The organism is Verrucomicrobiia bacterium (genome assembly GCA_035946615.1).
GTDB lineage: Bacteria > Verrucomicrobiota > Verrucomicrobiia > Limisphaerales > UBA8199 > DASYZB01.
The window spans coordinates 1-17,261 of record DASYZB010000127.1; the positions used below are offsets into that span (position 1 = coordinate 1).

The following is a 17,261-nucleotide window of genomic DNA, read 5'->3' on the forward strand; positions in this document are numbered from 1 at the left end:
CCACAGACCACCGTCCACCGACCACCGTCCACCGACCACCGTCCACCGACCACCATTCGCGGTTCCCTGACGGATGCCTGACGGGAAATTGACGGGAAATTGACGGATCTTTTTGAAAAAAATGCCCATCTTTCTGTGTTCCTGACGGGTTGACGGCAAAAAGTGGGGGTGAGGGTGTGTCCCCGGGTGTGTCCCCCCCTCTTTTCGCCGCCTCCGATGTGTTCGATGCTCGATTCTCAAGCCCACCTCCCAGTCTGTGGTCTTATGGCCTGCCAACAAAATCACGCCTCCTCATGAACCGGAACCAATCGGAGGTAATCGGAGGTAATCGGAACCAATCGGAGGCAAACCGCCCCTTTCTCGTGCCTCCGTGGTTTAGTCCCCTCCGGTTCAGCCTTCAGCCCACCGACCACCGCCCACCGCCCACCGGCCACCGGTTGCACCAAATTGCAGTTAGTTGCGCGAAATTGCAGCAAATTGCGCCAAATTGCACTTCGACCATTTTGCCCCACCCCTTCCGTTGGCTATCGGCCATTGGATGTTGGCCATTGCCTCTTCCCCAAAAAACCGGAGTCAACCGGAGCTATCTCAGTTTCCTTCCCCAGTTGGCTGCTCCTCCATATCGCTAGATAACGGTAAATAACGTTAAATAACGCTATTTTTAATATTTCAGTTTCCCTGCTGTTCGTCTCTTCAACTTCAACATTCGAACCTCGCCTCCCGGCCCCCCCCTTCGATGTTGAATGTTATCCCCAAATGGCATCCAGGGCTGGCCACATCGCAGACATGGCGGTAAATGTAGCCAAATGTAGGTAAATGTCACCAAATGTAACCACAAACCGCCCCAGGTCCCCTACCCGCAAGCGTGTCGTCGGCAGGTTCACCGGGTCGTCTCGCCCGGTTTCCCTCGGTGTTCGACTACGCCCCTTCCTCGGCGTCTTGACTCACCCGGCCACTACCCCAATCAAAAATCGAAAATCTAAAATCAAAATTCCAAAGTCACTGCCATGCTCAGAGCTTTTTCAGCAGTTCCTTCCACCGTTGCCAGGCTTGGTCGCGGGCTTGTTTGTTGGGCTGGCTGGCGTCCGGCGCTTCACCCGCGCGCATGAAGCCGTGACCGGCGCCTGGGTAGATCACCGGCTCAAAAACCTTGCCGGCTTGCTTCATCTGCACGGTGGTTTTATCGACGGTCGAGGTCACACGTGCGTCATTACCAGCGTAAAAGCCGAAGACCGGGCACTGGATTCGAGCCAGCTCCGCCTCGTCGGCAGGTGGGATGCCATAGAAGACAAAGGCGGCTTTGAGGTCCCTTCTGCGCGTGGCAAAACCGAAGGCCTGCCCGCCGCCCCAACAAAACCCAGCGACCGCCACCGTCCCGTTGGCTGCGGGCAATTTGGCTGCGTAATCGGCGGCGGCGTCGAGATCAGCCGTTACCTGCTGGGCCGGCAGGGATGATATGGCTTTGCGAACAGCGTCATTGCCTCCCAGCTCAGCGGTGCCGCCGCCGCCCGGGGCGCTGCCGGAAAGCAGGTCCGGCGCGATGGCGATGTAGCCGGCTTCGGCCAACTGATCGGCCACTCCGCGCACCCAATCTGTCAGGCCAAAGATTTCATGGGCGACAATGATAGCCGGGACCTTCTGGCTCGATTCGGGGTAAGCGATGAAGCAGTTCACTTCGCGTGAGCCGTGTTTGATTTTAATCCATTCGAGGTGACGCGGGGATTTCTCGAGGCGGGCTTTGGCCCAGTCCTGAGCGGGCAAATGGCCGGTCCCAAAGAGGGCGAGCATAAGAACAATAGCTGCAATTCGGTTCATTGGTTTGCTGGGTTTTTGACTGGCTTTGGCGGCTTTTGACGGGGTTTGCCGATTTGGGCATCAAAGCTCCCCGCCGCAAAGCTCTTCGCATCATCCGGGAAGCTGAGATAGATTTTGCCCGGCATCCGTCCGTTGGCAGGTTGGCCAAAAACCAGTTTCAAGGCGTAGCCGGTCTGGAACTCTTCCGTCCTAGCCTGCAGCCGGGCATCTTTCCATCTGAGAATGACTGTCGGCAAGGGCGGGCCGCGCTCGGGCATGACTTCAATGGTTTTGCCGCTCAGGTCCTCCGGCTGGTGGGCAAAGGTGCGTATGGTCAAACCCAAATCCGGCGGCCAGATGCGGCCTTGGCGCAATGAGAGCACGCCGCCTTGCAGGGTAGCGCGTTCGCAAAAGAAGCCGCTTCCGTGAATCCTGCCGGCAGCGGGCCCATCCGGTATCAGGCCGAGGCTCGGGGTCATGGTCCAATGGATGTTGGCAGGCACCGGATAAACCGTGGGCCGCAGCGCCTCCGGGATTTCTCTCGAGCCGCGCGCAGAGGTCAGCGGGAGCTTGGCCCCCAGCAGCAGCCAGCCGCTGACGCCAGCCCCAAGCACCAGCGCTACCAGAGCCATCGGCAAGATGGAACTGCTCAGCGGCTTGCGCACGCCCGGCCTTAAGTCCGAGGCGCTATCAAATCCCGACGGGCGCGGTTTATCCGCCTGCACCGCCGAAAGGATGAGCTTGGAATCCCCGCCGGCAGGGGCTTGAGGGACAATGATCTTTTGAAAGCAAGTGGGGCATTCCAGCCGCCTGCCGCTCGAGCGGGAGTCGGCCGTAATATGCTGGCCGCAAACCGGGCAGGCGAACTTGAATTCGCTCATTGGTGCCTTTCACGATTCCACAGCAGACGCCGCTCGACAATGGTTTTTTTGAACAGAAAGTGATTGCAGCAACAGCGGCACTATGGGATAACCCAACGGCAGGCGATTCGATACCGCCATGCCCAAAGCTTATGCCACCTGCTGCCCCAGGCCAGACCAACATCCCCAGACGGATATTGGTGGTTGAAGACGAAGCGCTGGTGGCTCACACCATTCGCATGGCGTTGACCGTCGATGGGCACACCGTCGATGTGGTCGAGGATGGCGAAAAGGCCCTGGCGGCGTTCAACCCTGAGCTGCACGACCTGGTCATTACTGATTTCAGACTGCCTAACATGGACGGTTTGGAAGTAGCCCAGGCGGTCAAGGAACGGTGTCCTGGCAAACCGGTTATTTTGATGACGGCCCATATCGAGGCCATTTCGGACCGGACAGGGAAGGTTTCGAACGTCGATCTGCTCATGGGCAAGCCTTTTTCCATCCGCGACCTGCAGCAGGCTATCGGCAAGCTCCTCCCCATTGCATAATGGTCCCGCAGCTCACTCACGTGAGCCCAGTCTCGGAAAAGTGACTTGGTTAGCAACAAAGGTTTGGAACTGACCTTGTCATTGGTCCTGCCATTCTGGGGCGTTTACCCCATTTCCCGACCGGCGCAACCTCCGTAAAAAAAGAAGCGACTTATTCTGTCTCTGGGTGCGGCTCCCCGGGGCTCATGTTGTGAAGCTACAAATCTTACGTTCGGCCCCGGCCCGATACGGGGCAGTGGGCCTCTGTGTGATGGGCGCTTTCGCCGTGCGTTGGTCGCTCGACCCGCTTCTCCATGGGCACGCCCCATTGATGCTTTTTATCCTGGCCTCGATTATTGCCACTCTCTATGGCGGTTTAGGCCCAGGGCTATTGGCCATGGCGGCTGGGGCCTTGCTTGGAGATTACTTTTTCATCACCCCGTTGCACACGCTGGGTCCCAAAAGCACAGTCGAATGGGCCTATTCCCTGACCTTTCTAGTTGAAACCGGGGCGGCCATCGCCGTGACGGACGCCATGCGCCGCGCCAAGGAACGCGCGCAAAAGGCGGAATGGCTGGCCCAGAGCCGGGACACCGAGCGCAGACAGGTTGAAGAAAAAGTGTTGCGGCTCAATACGGAACTTGAACAGCGCGTGCGGGAACGCACGACCGCCTTGGAAGCCGCCAATCGCGAGCTGGAGGCCTTTAGTTATTCCGTTTCGCACGACCTGCGGGCGCCCTTGCGCAGCATCAATGGCTTTAGCCAGGCGCTCCAGGAGGAGTACGGCCCCCAACTCGACCCACGCGGCCGGCGCTACCTCGATTACACACTGGAAGCAAGCCAAAGAATGGGCCGGCTCATCGAGGACCTGATGAAATTATCCCGGGCCAGCCGCGGTGAGTTGGGCTGCCAGCCAGTGGACCTGAGCGAATTGGCAACCGTCATCATCGAGCAATTCCGCAAACGCGAACCGCAACGCCAAGTCGATGTGTTGATTGCCCCCAAACTGCTCGCCGATGGCGACCCGGGCTTGCTGCGAATCGCCCTCGAGAACCTTCTGGATAACGCGTGGAAATTTACTGCCAAAAGGCCTCAGCCTCGAATCGAACTGGGCTCCACTCAAACCAACGGCGCCCCGCATTATTTCGTCCGCGACAACGGCGCCGGGTTCAACATGGCTTACAGCGACCGCTTGTTTGGGGTTTTTCAGCGCTTCCATTCAGAAAAGGAATTTCCTGGCACCGGCGTTGGCCTGGCGACGGTTCGCCGCATCTTCGCCCGCCACGGCGGTGAGGTTTGGGCCGAAGCAAAGCCCAACCAAGGGGCCACTTTCTATTTCACACTGCCAAACGGGCACGAGTGAGTCAACGCTTGCTGATCCTTACATCGCCTGCGCTGGTCTTGAGCACCAATGCCTTGCCGCCTCCGTTGATCTTCCCTTTGAGCTTATTGTCATGCTTGCCTACAACGGTTGTGGCCACCGGGATGGCCGTGGTCACTTCCCCGCCGCTGGTCTCGGCCTCCACGTCAAAACCCAGGTTCTCTGCCAGCTTTACCTCAATCTCGCCGCCGGAGGTGCTCAACCGGCAATCATCATGAGGTTGCGCCGAAAAGCTCACCTTCACTGAGCCCGCCGCCGTTTGGGCGGAAACCGTATCCTGCGCGTCATCAATGCGGATGTCTCCGCCGGAAGTCTTGGCAATAAGAGCCCCTTGCGCCGTCTTTACATGAATCGAGCCCGCAGCGGTCTGAGCTTCAGCCGGACCGCCCAGGTCGCCAATATTGATATCCCCACCACTGGTTGTGGCTTTCAGCTTGCCTTGGGTGGACTCGATTGCAATCGAGCCTCCCGCGGTTTCGGCTGTCGCGTCCGCCACCAGGGCGCCCAGGTGAATGCTCCCGCCGGCTGTCTTCACAGAAACTGGACCGCTCGCGCTGGTGAGCTGGATATCACCGCCGGCTGTCTGGCCATCGAGCGTTCCTTTAACGGTGGCAAACCGAAGGCTGCCCCCGGCGGTTTTGGCCTTTATGCTCCCTTCAATATCGCTCGAAACGATATCCCCGCCGGCTGTCCTTAATTCCAGATTAAACCGGCGCGGCGTCTGGACACGGTATTCCACATGCAGGTTTTGCCCGCCACGATTGAACCAACGGCCCGGCTCCTTTTTGAATTTGGCATGCACCTCCACGCGGGCGCCGTCCTGTCCGAACGTGACTTCGTGTTGGGCGAATACCTCCTGCGCCCTGGCCGTGCTGACATGGGTAACTTTCCGCTGCACATCGATGACTACGTCACTGCGGTCGCTGGTCTCGATCGTGATTGAGCCCCGGTCAACGTCCATCACCAGCGTCCCTCCGTCCTTTGCCGGGAAGGCCTTGCTTTGATTTGATTCCGTCGTGGCGGCCGTGGCGGCGAGCACCGTCCCTGCAGCCAGCGTGAGAATTGACAGGCGCACCAAAACCGACTGATTCGTTTTCATAGGGCCTTTCTCTGAACCGCGCTAGGAAACCGTAGCTGGCCGAGCCGGCGGTATTGCACGCTGGTCCATGGCGGCGGCTTGGCTCTTGCCTTCGACAAAATAATAAATGAGATGGGCCAAGCCAATCCCAATCGGGATGAGACTAAAGAGCGCAAAACCCAGTTCGGTTGTCGCCCATAACGCCACTCCAAGGCCAATGCCCGTGAAGAGCCAAACCAGGCCCTTGAGCAAATGGCGCCGGGGATCGCTGGGGCGCGCCTCCTCAGAAAACAGGGCGTCAGGCAGGGGCGGCAAGTCCACGCCCTTTTCCAGCGCCGCCATGCGTTCCTGGTGATATAACACAAAGAGTTCCTTGCGCTTGCGATAGCCCAGGTAAAGAGCCAGCATCCCGATGCCGACACCGAAGATAATCGCAATAATTGGGATAAAGAGCGCCACCACCGGCTCAATCATGCTGCCGAATATAGCATTGGGTATTTGCATACATTTTGTTCAGGTTTTGGGGTTCTGTCAGTTTAACCAGCCATTCTGATGGTTCCGACTTCTTGCGGACCCGAATTGTTTCAAAAAAGATTTTGAAACCTTTTTACCTTAAATCGAGTATAAACCTTATCGGATGGTTTCCTGGGTTCCAGGATGGCCCATGCGCTTCCCGCGCGCGGGCGCGCTAAAGAGTAATAAGAACCGCATGCGGCTGGAGCGATTTGACAACCGTGACGACCGAACCACAGCAATCCATGGACGCGGACATCCGCCAACGCCTGGATGCCGAGCAGTACTATGAGGCCTTCGAGCGGGTGGTCGAGCTGTACGGAACCCGCGTCTTTCACCTGGCCCTGAGCATGCTCCGCAACCAGGCACAGGCTGAAGATATGGCCCAGGAAATCCTCTTGAAGATTTGGAAGGGCTTGCCCGGCTACCACGGCGGCGCCTCCCTCTCGACGTGGATATATGCAATCGCTCGCAATACCTGCCTGACCGAACTCAAAAAACGCGCCGCCCGCCCCTCTGTCTCGCTCGATGAACCGGAATTCCAAAACGCCTCGGAAGCGTTGCCCGCCCTTCAGTCCAATGATCGCGAAAGCGGCTTCGAAATCGACATCGAGTATCTCCTCGAACAACTCCCGGAAAAATACCGGCAGGTGCTCACCCTCTTTTATCTTGAAGAGAAATCCTACGAAGAGGTCAGCGCGCTGCTCGGGTTGCCGCTGGGCACCGTCAAGACCTTCCTGTTCCGGGCTAAAAAGCAACTGCTTAAAAACAGCCTGCGTTGCGAGGCCAAACGCGCACTGGACCTCTCGTCTCAGGCTGGACCTGCACGGCTGGGTGATTCATTCAGCCGTCCCTCCAGGACTAAGGCCATCTCTCAACCTCGTCCCAACGCTGAAGCGTTGGGCTATTCTCAATCATCCCGCCGGGATGAGAACAAGACCCTTAGCGCTGCGGGGGATCCCACGTCCTCTTTGAAATATTTCGATTATGAACGCTCCACAATATAAAAGCACCGCCGGCCTCGGCCAACGGTTAGAAGCGCCGCTGCACCAGGATGAAGGGCATCTGTTGGATTACCTCGAAGGCCGCCTGGCCGCCGATGATGCCATCGAGCTCACCCAGCACCTGGAACATTGCGCCGCGTGCCGCGCCCTGGCATCGGGTTGGCAACCACTGGACCAGGCCCTGGCTCGCAGCATCCAACCGGCCACTTTGTCAGCCGGCTTTGCCCAACGATTGCGCCAGCGGCTCGATCAAGAGCCGTTGCCCGAGACCCGGGCTGCGCGTGAGGAGAGGAAAATATTGCTTGAAGCGGAGTTGGCGGCTCGGTGGGCCGATTGCAGCAAGCGGTTCCTCCGCGCTCAGGTGCCACAGTTTCTGGACAATCTAGGCTACGCGGTAGCGGCTGGCATGGGCGGCTATTTCCTGTTCCGTTGGCTCCTTCGCTTCCTTGCCGTCTCGATCGCGCCGGCCGCGTCGCTGCCGGTTCAATGGGTCATCCCCGCCGGCTTGGCAATAGGATGTCTCATCCTCTTGGCCGGCCTGCTATTGGCGGGCAAGCGCCCCCTGACCCCGCTTATGGGGAAATTATAGCCGGGTCCTCTGGACGTGGAGCGTCAGAGCGTCGGCGCAGTCGCCACGCTCTCGCGCTTTCACGAGTTCCCCGTCTCCGCCTCGAGCTGGGCCAGCACCTCGGGGTCGCGCACATCAACCCAGCGGCCTTCGATTTCCAAACCCGCTATTCTCTGGCCTGCAGCCGCCATCGCCCGAATTGCATCCGTCAGCTCGTACTCGCCCCGGGGGGATTTCTCCAGCCGCGCAATAAACTCGAACACCAACGGCTTGAAAATGTAGATGCCCGCGTTGTACCAGGCGGGTGCGCCGGGCTTCAGCCAGCCTTCACGGCGGAAATGCTCTAATTGCCCCTGAGACGGTTTTTCCACCAGGTCTTTCAGGCAGAACTGGTCGTCAAAGAAATTGACCGCTCCTTTTGTCAGGTCCTGGCCGGCCGTCACCGTAATGACCCCCGCGTAACGGCTTTCATGAAAACGGGCGACCATTCGCTTGTAGGTATCAGGCTTTACCAAAATGTCCCCGTATGTGAGCAGAAAGGGTGAGGAACCGACAAATGCCTTGGCCGGTTCCGGGGCTTTGCCCGTGCCGTCCTGGACCATCTGCCGCCCCGTAGCGATGCGCGCGTTCCACCGTGCGCCGTCCCCAAAAAAAGTCTCAATAGCCTCAGCGCGAAAGCCAGTCACGAAAAAGACTTCCCGGATGCCGGCTGCCAGGATGCCTTCAAGAATGTGTTCCAGAATGGGTTTGCCCTGCACCCTGAGCATCGGCTTGGGGACCTCATTGGTCAGGTCCCGCATCCGCGTCCCTTTGCCCGCCGCCAAAATCACTGCTTTCATGGTGCCGGTTAGATCAGCACACGGGCAGGGTCCAGCAAAGAAAAAACCCTTACTTGTTTGGCCTGCGCTGGAGTTTGGATATTCAGCAGACGCCTTTTGCCTTTGTCGGAAACTTTGTCGAGTGCTTTGGTCAAGCCCGGGACTGATTGCTCACTCATCAGGGGAGTTCCTCAAGGCAAAAGCATTGAGCGATAAAAGCGAGAGGCGCCAATCGCTGGAGGATTGTCCTGGAAATTGAACACGCCATTGGTGGGAAAGGCCGTCTCCACCGTGACCCAGTCTGTAAGGTTGGTCGAGGTCTCCACCGAGTACGCCAGTCCGTCGTAACCGGTGAATTGGACCTGAAATCCTGATGGATTGGCATTGATGGAACCCGTCGAGTCGGAGCGCAGGAGCCAAAGCAGTTGAGAAGGAAGAACCTCATAAGCGGCATCCGGAGCTGTGCTGGCGCTGTTGAGCCAGGGAGAAGCCACACTCAACTCAGGTGTGGCAATAATATCTCCTGCATCGCGAAACACCTGACCCGGTTGCAGGGCGCGCTCGGCGTTGATGGCATTTGCAAGGAGCGCCGCTTGAGCGGAATTCGATGAAATGATGACGCTGTCGAGTTCCGAGGGCGTCGGGTTTGTAAAGGCCACCAGCTCATTCAGCAGGCCAGTCCAAGCAGTAACCTGGGACTGGTTCACTGAAGGAAGGGCGCGCAGGTCGTTGGTGCCGAGAAGTGGCATCAGCAGGCTGGCGAGCCTCCAGTCGTTTGTGGGCAGGGTCAGGTATGCATCGGGCACCCAGTTGCCACCCCCGTCCAAATTGAAATCCCATACCCCATTACCCGTCCAGAGTTCCCAAGCGAAAAAGCTCGCCGCCGGGATGGTCCCGGTCCTCTGCAGGATGTTTTTCGATTTGAGAAAAATGGTTTGCCAGGGCGTGCCGCGATGAACGCGGCCCAGCCACTCCAGGCTCAGCGGGTCTGTTGCAGGAAAGTCCCAATTATCCGAACGAGTGATTAGCGGGTCCTTTGCGCTGATTTCGAATGGGGGCAAGACGGCCTTAGTAGTAACGGGATTGCCGCCCCAAGGTTCGTATCGATTGTTGATTTGCCCCAGGTTGCCCAACGGGGGATTTTCTGACACGAAGTTCACCTGATTTGTGGCGTCAATTAGATCCATTAGATCACCAATCGTATAATGGACCAACGGATCATTGGCCTGCCACGAGGTGTGAATGAAAATTGGCCGGTAGGGATCGAAAGGGACATAAAAAACGTTTGAGCGATAAAAAGTTTTGCCCTGGTCTTTGGGATAAACTGGACCCCACCCTTCCAAGTTATAGCGGAAGCTATCCACCGCAGTTTCCCCGTCCAATCCGGCATAAGGGTCCAAAGTCATCGACGACATGGGTGGCAACTGACCATTAAGCGCCAGACAAATGGCAATTTGGTTCAGAAGCCCTTGAGTGGGAACATCCGTGCCGTTAGCGCCCCATTGGCGATTGGTGCACCACTGGGCGCCCGGATCACTCAAGGTGGCCAGATTGCCACTGCAGTCTGCTCCATTCACTAGCGTTGCAGTGAGGTCCACCGTTTGGCCGTTATCTTCGAGGTTCACGTAATCCACAATCCGGTGGAAATCGGTGTCGACCAGGACAAATCGCACTCCTGTCTTGAGCGTGAACCACCACCGAGGCAGATAAAAGTTAGTTTGCTGCTCGAAGGTGTGGGTCAGCGGGATAAAAGCCTGCTGTTGGTCACTGTAATTTACGGCGGTCAGGAAAAAAAATCCCTGTCCTTGGCCCCAGGGAAGCATAAACGCGGATTGCACCTGGCCAACATTTGTCCATCCCGGCCACCTATTGGCGGGCAGGTTGGTGAAGGCATCCTGCGAAACCTGGTTACTCAGCAGCACAGTCCCCAACTCATTGGTCAGGACCGCGGTCATATCCACAGCGGCAATCAGTTGCAGGTTTCGCGGATACGGATTTTGATAGGAATTCCAGGCTTCCAGCCCAAAAGTGTTCGTAATGGTCGCGACATACAATTGATTGGTTCGGGTTAGCGGGCCATTGATGTTATCGCGGCGGAACTCGAGCAGGCGCGTGACATGGAGATACGTCTGCATCGCGAATTCGTTGAAATTGGGAAACCCCTTCTTGGCGCCGATAACCAGCGGAAAGCCGCGCACCATCGGCTCGGTGCTTATGGTTCCTATGGGCGTCCCCGTTGGGGGAATTAAAGCCAAGCCCCCCGAAGCCAGGTCCACCATGGCCGGTGCTGTGCCTGCCTGAACCATGCTGTCGTCCTCCACATCGAGGTAACCGGCAATGAAAACATTGCCTGTCGTGTCACGTCTGAACACTGGACGAAAAACCGACGGGCAAAACGGATAGGCGCTCACCGCACGGTTGGTGGTGGCATCGTACAAATTCGCGGCGACCTGAAGCAGCCGGTGTGCGGCAGGGGTGTACTGGTCGGTGGGATAGACCAGGATGTGATTCACGTCGAGGTTCAGTTGAGACTGCAGGAGCCGTGCGCTCACATTCGTAAAAAACGAGAGTGGATTGTCCAGCGAGATCGGTCCAGCCCAGGTCTTCAGTCCTGCGCACAACAACACACACCAGGTGAGCCGAATCAAGCATTGGCGTATCATCTACAGTTGAATCCTTCCTTCGATCTCGGCAGGTTCTTCACGCCAGAAGTGTTCCAGAAACAACCTTCCTTAGTCAAGTAAACAAAAAGGAATCCCATCAAAGCCATTAAAGGCGACAGGGCGCATTTAAGCATGGTCCCAAGCGAGCATCGCTCCCGGCGGTCACTCGATGCTTGGCATTGTTGGTGTTTTTGCCTACGGTCGCTCCGTGATTGGGCTCCTGAGATTGATCGGCATTATCAACGCGGGGGTGTGGTTTGGGGCGGCCGTTTTCTTTATGCTGGGCGCAGCCCCCGCTTTTTCATCAGCCGACATGCGGGATTTGCTGGGGGCGAACAACTTTCATTATTTTTCAGTGGCCATTGGTCAAGTCATGGTCCGGCGCTATTTCCATTGGTATGTGGGTTGCAGCCTGGTGGCCCTGCTTCACCTGACCGGCGAATGGCTCTACCTGGGGAAATACCCGCGTCGCGGGTGGCTGGCATTGATTGCGTGTCTGTGGCTGGTGGGGATTGCCCAAAGTGCCTGGCTCCAGCCGCGCCTGGCCCAATGGCATCTCCTGCAATACGAACGGTCCGCCCAGCGCGAAGCTTACGGGCGCGCCTTTCGCGTCTGGCATGGGGTCTCCTCAGGGCTCAACTGCCTGGCGGTTTTGGGGTTGGCCGTTTACCTGTGGCGCGTCGCCAACCCGCCCGATACGATGCGTTTTGTGGGCGCCTCCTCCAAATTCCGCAGTTGACAAAGCGGCATCGAGGTTGACCTTATTTTTAGGAAGTGCAGGGTCAGCCCGAGCGCCCCGCAACGGGAAGTGAGTATGATTTCAAACGACCGTCCATCGCCTTACGGCAGCCGGCATTATGGTGCTCCCAAACCGCCGTCGAATGAAGACACCCTTAAATCGGATAAGATTCAGATCGAGCGCAAGACCTTTCTTTTCGCGCTGAAAGAGAACCCACGCGGCCGATTCTTGCGGATTACCGAGGACGTGGGTGGCCGGCGCGATACGATCATTATTCCGGCGCCTGGTTTGGAGGAATTCAGGAAATTGCTCGACGAAATGGTCAAGGCATCGAGCGAGGCGCCCCCAAAGGCCGAATAACCAGCAGGGCGCCCTCCGGCTAGGCTTTGGCAGCGGCGCGTCTGCGGGGGCGCACGCGCGAGGCATCGCCCCAAAGAGTTTCCAGATCGTAACGTTTCCGGAGGTCCGCCCGCATGATGTGAACGATGACATCGAAGAAATCGAGCACGATCCAGGCTGCCTGGAACGTTCCATCCACTGCGCGGGGCCGCAGCGAGTAATCTTGACGCAACTTTTCAGTTATCTCGTCCACAATCGCCCGCAAATGCGGTTCGCTGGTGCCGGAGGCGATGACGAAATAGTCCGTGACGGAGGATAGCTCGCGCACGTCCAGGATAACGATGTCTTCCGCCTTTTTGTTATCTGCCAGTTCGCGGCAGAGCAGAGCGAGTTTTCTCGAATCCATCTGGGTGAAACGATGGCCTAAAGCCGGTTAAAGATAAAGTCCATTGTTATGAATCGCTTCAGCAACGGCTGGAGCGACCAATGTTTCAATTTCCTGGCCAGCCTGCACCCGGGCTCGGACCTGGGAGGAGGAGACCCCCAGAGGGAAGCCGGTCAAGGCTCTGCCGCGAAAAGGGGGCGGCAGTGAGGGTTTTGCCTCCCCAGGGCGCGGAGTGACGACGAATTGCACGAGTTGCGCAAGTTCTTCCGCCTCGCGCCACTTGGGCAACTGCGGGAGATGGTCTGCTCCGATGAGGTAGAATAGTTCGGCTTGGGGAAACCGGCGGGCGTAATCGCGCACAGTATCGACAGTATAGGAGATGCCGCCACGCCGAATTTCCTGCTGGTCCAGTTCACACCAGACCTTGCCGGCGAGTGCCAGGCGCAACAGGCGCAGACGCTGGGCGGCAGGGGTCGGTTTGCGCTCGGGCTTAAAGGGTGATTGCGCGGCAGGAATGAAAAAAAGCCTGTCCAAACTCAACTCCTCCCGTGCGGCCTGGGCCACCAACAAATGGCCCAGATGCACCGGGTCAAAGGAACCGCCGAATAAACCAATGCGTTGGGGTAGCGTGGTGGTCATAATCTCAGCGCGCGAAGGGGGATAGGGAGAATCCCCGGCAGCTTACGGTTGCAGCGCATGTTACAGACCTCTGTCATCTCAGCAGCAACGCCGGGTTCCATTGAAGCGATGCCGCGTCGTTTCGATGTAGATTTTGGGGTCCATCTTGCCCCTGAGTTTTCTGCCCGTAATGTTAGACAACGATTCTGTGCTGTTGCCACACTGCTCAGAGGAAGCCATCTCGCGTTCTGCTGCCCGATGCAAAGCAGCTTCCCCGGAGAGTTCCTTGGCGAGTGCAACGGCCAGCGTCGCCATGGCCGTGACGCACAGTGAACTGGAAGGCTTTCCCGCCTCAACCGGCAGCCAAACCGGCTCGGTTTCCCGCAGCACAGCCGCCTTCCGCCGGACCATGAGCAACACCCATTCACGTACGCTTAACAGCACAATGAGAGTTACCAGCACCAGAAAAACACCCGCCACAATTGCATCAAGCACATTATTAAAATGGAGGACGCGATTGGCGCGCAGGGCTCTTTCGATGGGGGCGCGTGCGGCGGGATCACGCGCAAGCTCCGTAGCATGGAGGGTGTTCTCAAGTTGGGACTGTTGTTGGTCGAGAGCTTGGGCTTGCGCCACGAAGCCAATGCGCGGGTCGGGATGCCAAATCTTTTCCACACCAGCGGTCATAGTGGCTGCCAATAGCCAGACCAGCGGGATGAGAGTAATCAGGCAAAAGCGGCCAATATTGGCGGTGGCAGGGTTTGGGCTGCGCAAGGCCATTTTCAGCAGGATGGTTGTTGCGAGGCACAGGGCGATGGCGGCGAGCATCTGGTTGGCTATGCCAAAGAGCGGCCAGAGCGAGTTAATGCCTCCCAGGGGGTCGCGCACCCCTTGAATAAGAAAACAACCCCAGAACCCGACCATCAACCCGCTGGATAGAATATTGGACCCGATATTCCCTGTTCGGCCCAGCGGCTGCCAGAGCTGACCTAAGACATCCTGGAGCAAATAGCGGCCTACGCGGGTGCCGGCATCCAGGGTCGTCAGGATGAACAGCGCCTCGAACATTATAGCGAAGTGATACCACAGATCGAGCCCGTGCCCGCTGACGACTCGCGAGAAAATCCCCGCCATCCCAACAGCCAGCGTCGCCGCCCCACCGGTGCGGCCAAAAAGGGTTTTCTCACCCAATTGCCCAGCCAAATCGGTCATGTGCTGGACTGTGACGGGGAAATCCAGCGAGGTTATTTTGGCTGCCGTGGCGGCGGGGTCCCCTTTGATGTTCATGCTCAGGTACACGCCCGGTTCGAGCGTGCAGGCGGCGATCAAGGCCATAATGGCGACCAGCGATTCCAGGCACATCGCTCCGTAACCAATCGATCGGGCATAGGATTCGCGGGTAATCATCTTGGGAGTTGTGCCACTGGCAATCAACGTGTGAAACCCGGAGATGGCGCCGCAAGCGATGGTGATGAAGCAGAAGGGAAATATCTTGCCGGCAACAATCGGCCCGGAGCCATCCACAAACCGGCTCAGGGCGGGCATCTGGAGGCGCGGCAGTACCACCAGAATGCCCAATGCCAGGGCGAAGATGGTGCCCAGCTTGACGAAAGTGCTCAAGTAATCGCGTGGGGCCAGCAGCAACCAGACTGGCAGCACGCTCGCAGCCAGCCCGTAGAGAATCAGCATCCAGGCCAAGGTGATGTCGTGCAGCCCGAAAACAGACGCCCAATGCGCGTTTTCATAAACGAGTTTGCCCCCCCAGACTGCCAGTAACAATCCAGCAACACCAAAAGCTGAGGCCTCGAGCACTTTCCCAACCCGCCAATAGCGCAGATACCCGCCCATGAACAAGGCGATGGGAATCGTGGCGCCGACGGTGAACACACCCCAAGGACTTTCAGCCAGCGCCTTAACCACCACAAGGCCCAGCACAGCCAGCAGGATCACCATAATCCCCAGAATCGCCAGCAACGCAATAAAGCCCGCCGGTGCATTTAATTCCTCCCGGACCATTTGGCCAAGCGACTTGCCGTCGCGCCGCATCGAGCAGAACAGCACCACAAAATCCTGCACCGCCCCTCCAAGGGTCACCCCAATCAGTATCCAGAGCGTCCCCGGCAGATACCCGAATTGCGCCGCCAGGGCCGGCCCAACTAACGGGCCGGGCCCGGAGATCGCCGCGAAATGGTGGCCGAACACGATCCATTTGTTTGTGCGCACGAAATCCTTTCCATCATCATGTACCTGGCATGGGGTGGCTCGGCGATCATCGAGGGCTAACACGCGGGCGGCAATCCATTTCGAATAGAACCGGTAGCCAATGGCATAACTGCACAGCGCTGCCACCAGGATATAAGCCGAGCTGAGCGGCTCACCCCGGCGCAAAGCAAGAGTCCCATACGCCCAGGCGCCCAGGACCGCCACGGCGACCCAGAGAATAGTCGCAATAGGCTTCTTCATTGGCCGAGAGCAAGGGGCCGGCTGGCGTCTTTAGACAGGAAACCCATGCCGGGTTTTGGTCCGCTGCCAAAACACAGGATCATAATCCAGTCGCTCCCTCGCGCGCTGCCGAATCGGTTCGCGCAGCTTCTGATGCGGGCAAATCGAGCTCGAAAACCTCGTAGGCTGTGCGCCGCATTCCCAGGGCTTCATACGAACGGCGTGCGCGCTCGTTTTCCGAGTGCATGTAGAGGCGCAGCGCGCGAACCTCGCCTTGGCCTCGCGCCAGTGTTGTCAGATGCCCAAATAGCGCGCGGAACACCCCACGGCCACGGAACTCCTTCTGGACATAAACGCTCTGGAGCCACCAGAGATTGCCGTTGCGCCAGTCGCTCCATTCATAAGTGATCATGACCTGGCCGACCACCGCGCCGTTGACCTCCGCCACATAATACACCCCCTTGGCCGCGTCCCGCAGCAGAGCCGCTATTCCCAGCGCAACGGTCGTTGGGTCCAGGCGCATGTTCTCGGTCTCGTGCGCCAGTCGAATATTGAATTCGGCCAGGACCGGCGCATCGCTCAAGGCCGCCGGTCGTATATTGATCTCGATGCTGATGGGCCCTATGTTAAAAGGGCGGCGCGGGGAATCAATACGAGAAGCAGAAACATCAAAACAAGCTTTTAGGCCGTAACCAGTCAGATTGAACAGGAGATAACAGAGAAAACAGAGGTGTGAACACGAAGCCAGAATTATGCCTTGCGCCCTTGTGGCTGCGCACTAAATGGTGAGACGCTGTTGGCGCCTCATTGCTCACAAAGTGCTTCAAGAATCGAATCTCTGTTCTCTCCGTTTCCTCCTGTTTCTTTCTGCATGTTCCGGCTAAGGCCGGCCGGTGAAAGAAATGCTTATCACTTAATGCGATGGAGGAGCCCATTCGGTTGCCTATCGATGGGGTGCTGGATTTGCACACGTTCAATCCGCGAGAGGTGCAGAACCTCGTGGCGGATTACATGGGAGCCTGCCGTGAGCGCAGCATCTTTCAGGTGCGCATCATTCATGGAAAAGGGACTGGAGCCCTGAGGCGCACCGTTCACTCGATTCTTTCCAAGCACCCGGAGGTCATCTCATTTACGCTCGATCATCCTCAATTCGGGGGCTGGGGCGCGACGATTGTGCGCCTGAGAAAAGAGGGCTGAGACAGGTTGAAAACTCTTGTCATTACCCACATTTTTGCATGTGCGCATTTAAGTGGACTTGCGGCGCCTGGCGCGCAAACCCCCGTTAGGGGTGGCCTGTTTATAGTAACGCCCCTGCCCTGAAGACACCAAACCCCGCAGGGGCATAGGCGCTAACTTAATGAAAGGGTTTCCCAAGGATACCTGCTCAGTTGAGACGTCCGAGCGCGACGCCGTTCTTTAAGCTGGGCTCGGATAGCAATTCCGTTGCTCACCAATTGACGCGGGCGCAACGGCCGGCTGACTACTGATAGGACAGCATCCCGGGTTTCAATGAACTCGCGCCAATGACTCGG

18 protein-coding genes are annotated in these 17,261 nt (G+C 57.9%); 7 read left to right on the forward strand and 11 right to left on the reverse strand.

What is annotated here, in order from left to right:
* Nucleotides 1-1,011: 1,011 nt before the first annotated feature.
* Both VG146_18590 and VG146_18595 read right to left on the reverse strand, forming a co-directional pair.
* Nucleotides 1,012-1,815: a dienelactone hydrolase family protein gene (locus VG146_18590; protein ID HEV2394362.1), complete on the reverse strand. Its 804-nt coding sequence runs from the start codon at nucleotides 1,813-1,815 to the stop codon at nucleotides 1,012-1,014.
* Nucleotides 1,812-2,675 carry a hypothetical protein gene (locus tag VG146_18595; GenBank protein ID HEV2394363.1) on the reverse strand — a complete coding sequence of 288 codons (864 nt, stop codon included), beginning with the start codon at nucleotides 2,673-2,675 and terminating at the stop codon, nucleotides 1,812-1,814. The genes VG146_18590 and VG146_18595 overlap by 4 nt, the downstream gene beginning before the upstream one ends.
* 131 nt (nucleotides 2,676-2,806) lie before the next feature.
* On the opposite strand from VG146_18595, the gene VG146_18600 reads away from it, so the two are divergent.
* On the forward strand, nucleotides 2,807-3,202 hold the full coding sequence (locus VG146_18600; protein ID HEV2394364.1) for a response regulator: 396 nt from the start codon (nucleotides 2,807-2,809) through the stop codon (nucleotides 3,200-3,202).
* A 190-nt stretch (nucleotides 3,203-3,392) separates the two neighbouring features.
* Complete coding sequence (locus VG146_18605; GenBank protein ID HEV2394365.1) at nucleotides 3,393-4,544, forward strand: ATP-binding protein; 1,152 nt, start codon at nucleotides 3,393-3,395, stop codon at nucleotides 4,542-4,544.
* A gap of 1 nt (nucleotide 4,545) precedes the next feature.
* Here the strand turns inward: VG146_18605 and VG146_18610 are convergent, their stop codons facing one another.
* Together VG146_18610 and VG146_18615 are read right to left on the reverse strand one after the other, a co-directional pair.
* Nucleotides 4,546-5,661, reverse strand: coding sequence for a DUF4097 family beta strand repeat-containing protein (locus VG146_18610; GenBank protein HEV2394366.1), 1,116 nt, complete (start codon nucleotides 5,659-5,661; stop codon nucleotides 4,546-4,548).
* A 21-nt stretch (nucleotides 5,662-5,682) separates the two neighbouring features.
* Entirely contained in the window at nucleotides 5,683-6,144 is a 462-nt protein-coding gene (locus VG146_18615; protein HEV2394367.1) for a DUF6249 domain-containing protein, read from the reverse strand.
* 230 nt (nucleotides 6,145-6,374) lie between these two features.
* On the opposite strand from VG146_18615, the gene VG146_18620 reads away from it, so the two are divergent.
* Together VG146_18620 and VG146_18625 are read left to right on the forward strand one after the other, a co-directional pair.
* The gene (locus tag VG146_18620) at nucleotides 6,375-7,160 is read left to right on the forward strand and encodes a sigma-70 family RNA polymerase sigma factor (protein HEV2394368.1); all 786 of its coding nucleotides are present in this window, start codon (nucleotides 6,375-6,377) and stop codon (nucleotides 7,158-7,160) included.
* Nucleotides 7,141-7,746 (forward strand): zf-HC2 domain-containing protein, encoded by a 606-nt coding sequence (locus VG146_18625; GenBank protein HEV2394369.1) that lies wholly within the window; start codon nucleotides 7,141-7,143, stop codon nucleotides 7,744-7,746. Before VG146_18620 ends, VG146_18625 begins: the two co-directional genes overlap by 20 nt.
* Before the next feature lie 59 nt (nucleotides 7,747-7,805).
* Here VG146_18625 and VG146_18630 read toward each other — a convergent pair whose 3' ends face one another.
* Genes VG146_18630 through VG146_18640 form a run of 3 tightly spaced genes read right to left on the reverse strand, consistent with a single transcriptional unit; the run spans nucleotide 7,806 to nucleotide 11,206 of the window.
* The gene (locus VG146_18630) at nucleotides 7,806-8,564 is read right to left on the reverse strand and encodes a nucleotidyltransferase family protein (protein ID HEV2394370.1); all 759 of its coding nucleotides are present in this window, start codon (nucleotides 8,562-8,564) and stop codon (nucleotides 7,806-7,808) included.
* Between the two features lie 8 nt (nucleotides 8,565-8,572).
* Nucleotides 8,573-8,722: a hypothetical protein gene (locus VG146_18635; protein HEV2394371.1), complete on the reverse strand. Its 150-nt coding sequence runs from the start codon at nucleotides 8,720-8,722 to the stop codon at nucleotides 8,573-8,575.
* A 12-nt stretch (nucleotides 8,723-8,734) separates the two neighbouring features.
* Nucleotides 8,735-11,206, reverse strand: coding sequence for a hypothetical protein (locus VG146_18640; GenBank protein HEV2394372.1), 2,472 nt, complete (start codon nucleotides 11,204-11,206; stop codon nucleotides 8,735-8,737).
* Between the two features lie 169 nt (nucleotides 11,207-11,375).
* Between VG146_18640 and VG146_18645 the strand changes: the two genes are divergently transcribed.
* Both VG146_18645 and VG146_18650 read left to right on the forward strand, forming a co-directional pair.
* A complete protein-coding gene (locus VG146_18645; GenBank protein HEV2394373.1) occupies nucleotides 11,376-11,945 on the forward strand; it encodes a hypothetical protein in 570 nt (189 codons plus the stop codon).
* 75 nt (nucleotides 11,946-12,020) lie between these two features.
* Complete coding sequence (locus VG146_18650) at nucleotides 12,021-12,305, forward strand: PUR family DNA/RNA-binding protein (GenBank protein ID HEV2394374.1); 285 nt, start codon at nucleotides 12,021-12,023, stop codon at nucleotides 12,303-12,305.
* Between the two features lie 19 nt (nucleotides 12,306-12,324).
* Here the strand turns inward: VG146_18650 and rsfS are convergent, their stop codons facing one another.
* The 4 genes from rsfS to VG146_18670 form a co-directional block, all read right to left on the reverse strand.
* Nucleotides 12,325-12,690 carry a ribosome silencing factor gene (rsfS, locus tag VG146_18655; protein HEV2394375.1) on the reverse strand — a complete coding sequence of 122 codons (366 nt, stop codon included), beginning with the start codon at nucleotides 12,688-12,690 and terminating at the stop codon, nucleotides 12,325-12,327.
* A 27-nt stretch (nucleotides 12,691-12,717) separates the two neighbouring features.
* The gene (gene nadD / locus VG146_18660; GenBank protein ID HEV2394376.1) at nucleotides 12,718-13,308 is read right to left on the reverse strand and encodes a nicotinate (nicotinamide) nucleotide adenylyltransferase; all 591 of its coding nucleotides are present in this window, start codon (nucleotides 13,306-13,308) and stop codon (nucleotides 12,718-12,720) included.
* Nucleotides 13,309-13,386: 78 nt separating this feature from the next.
* Nucleotides 13,387-15,750 (reverse strand): carbon starvation CstA family protein, encoded by a 2,364-nt coding sequence (locus tag VG146_18665; GenBank protein ID HEV2394377.1) that lies wholly within the window; start codon nucleotides 15,748-15,750, stop codon nucleotides 13,387-13,389.
* Nucleotides 15,751-15,829: 79 nt separating this feature from the next.
* A complete protein-coding gene (locus tag VG146_18670) occupies nucleotides 15,830-16,312 on the reverse strand; it encodes a GNAT family N-acetyltransferase (GenBank protein HEV2394378.1) in 483 nt (160 codons plus the stop codon).
* A 338-nt stretch (nucleotides 16,313-16,650) separates the two neighbouring features.
* Here VG146_18670 and VG146_18675 point away from each other — a divergent pair, with 338 nt between their 5' ends.
* Nucleotides 16,651-16,926 (forward strand): Smr/MutS family protein, encoded by a 276-nt coding sequence (locus tag VG146_18675; protein ID HEV2394379.1) that lies wholly within the window; start codon nucleotides 16,651-16,653, stop codon nucleotides 16,924-16,926.
* Nucleotides 16,927-17,261: the final 335 nt, after the last annotated feature.

Coding starts and splice junctions, on each gene's coding strand:
- VG146_18590 (HEV2394362.1), bottom strand. CDS start 1,815: ATGAACCGAATTGCAGCTATTGTTCTTATGCTCGCCCTCTTTGGGACC.
- VG146_18600 (HEV2394364.1), top strand. CDS start 2,807: ATGCCACCTGCTGCCCCAGGCCAGACCAACATCCCCAGACGGATATTG.
- VG146_18610 (HEV2394366.1), bottom strand. CDS start 5,661: ATGAAAACGAATCAGTCGGTTTTGGTGCGCCTGTCAATTCTCACGCTG.
- VG146_18640 (HEV2394372.1), bottom strand. CDS start 11,206: ATGATACGCCAATGCTTGATTCGGCTCACCTGGTGTGTGTTGTTGTGC.
- VG146_18650 (HEV2394374.1), top strand. CDS start 12,021: ATGATTTCAAACGACCGTCCATCGCCTTACGGCAGCCGGCATTATGGT.
- rsfS (HEV2394375.1), bottom strand. CDS start 12,690: ATGGATTCGAGAAAACTCGCTCTGCTCTGCCGCGAACTGGCAGATAAC.
- VG146_18665 (HEV2394377.1), bottom strand. CDS start 15,750: ATGAAGAAGCCTATTGCGACTATTCTCTGGGTCGCCGTGGCGGTCCTG.
- nadD (HEV2394376.1), bottom strand. CDS start 13,308: ATGACCACCACGCTACCCCAACGCATTGGTTTATTCGGCGGTTCCTTT.
- VG146_18595 (HEV2394363.1), bottom strand. CDS start 2,675: ATGAGCGAATTCAAGTTCGCCTGCCCGGTTTGCGGCCAGCATATTACG.
- VG146_18615 (HEV2394367.1), bottom strand. CDS start 6,144: ATGCAAATACCCAATGCTATATTCGGCAGCATGATTGAGCCGGTGGTG.
- VG146_18625 (HEV2394369.1), top strand. CDS start 7,141: ATGAACGCTCCACAATATAAAAGCACCGCCGGCCTCGGCCAACGGTTA.
- VG146_18635 (HEV2394371.1), bottom strand. CDS start 8,722: ATGAGTGAGCAATCAGTCCCGGGCTTGACCAAAGCACTCGACAAAGTT.
- VG146_18630 (HEV2394370.1), bottom strand. CDS start 8,564: ATGAAAGCAGTGATTTTGGCGGCGGGCAAAGGGACGCGGATGCGGGAC.
- VG146_18645 (HEV2394373.1), top strand. CDS start 11,376: ATGCTTGGCATTGTTGGTGTTTTTGCCTACGGTCGCTCCGTGATTGGG.
- VG146_18675 (HEV2394379.1), top strand. CDS start 16,651: ATGGAGGAGCCCATTCGGTTGCCTATCGATGGGGTGCTGGATTTGCAC.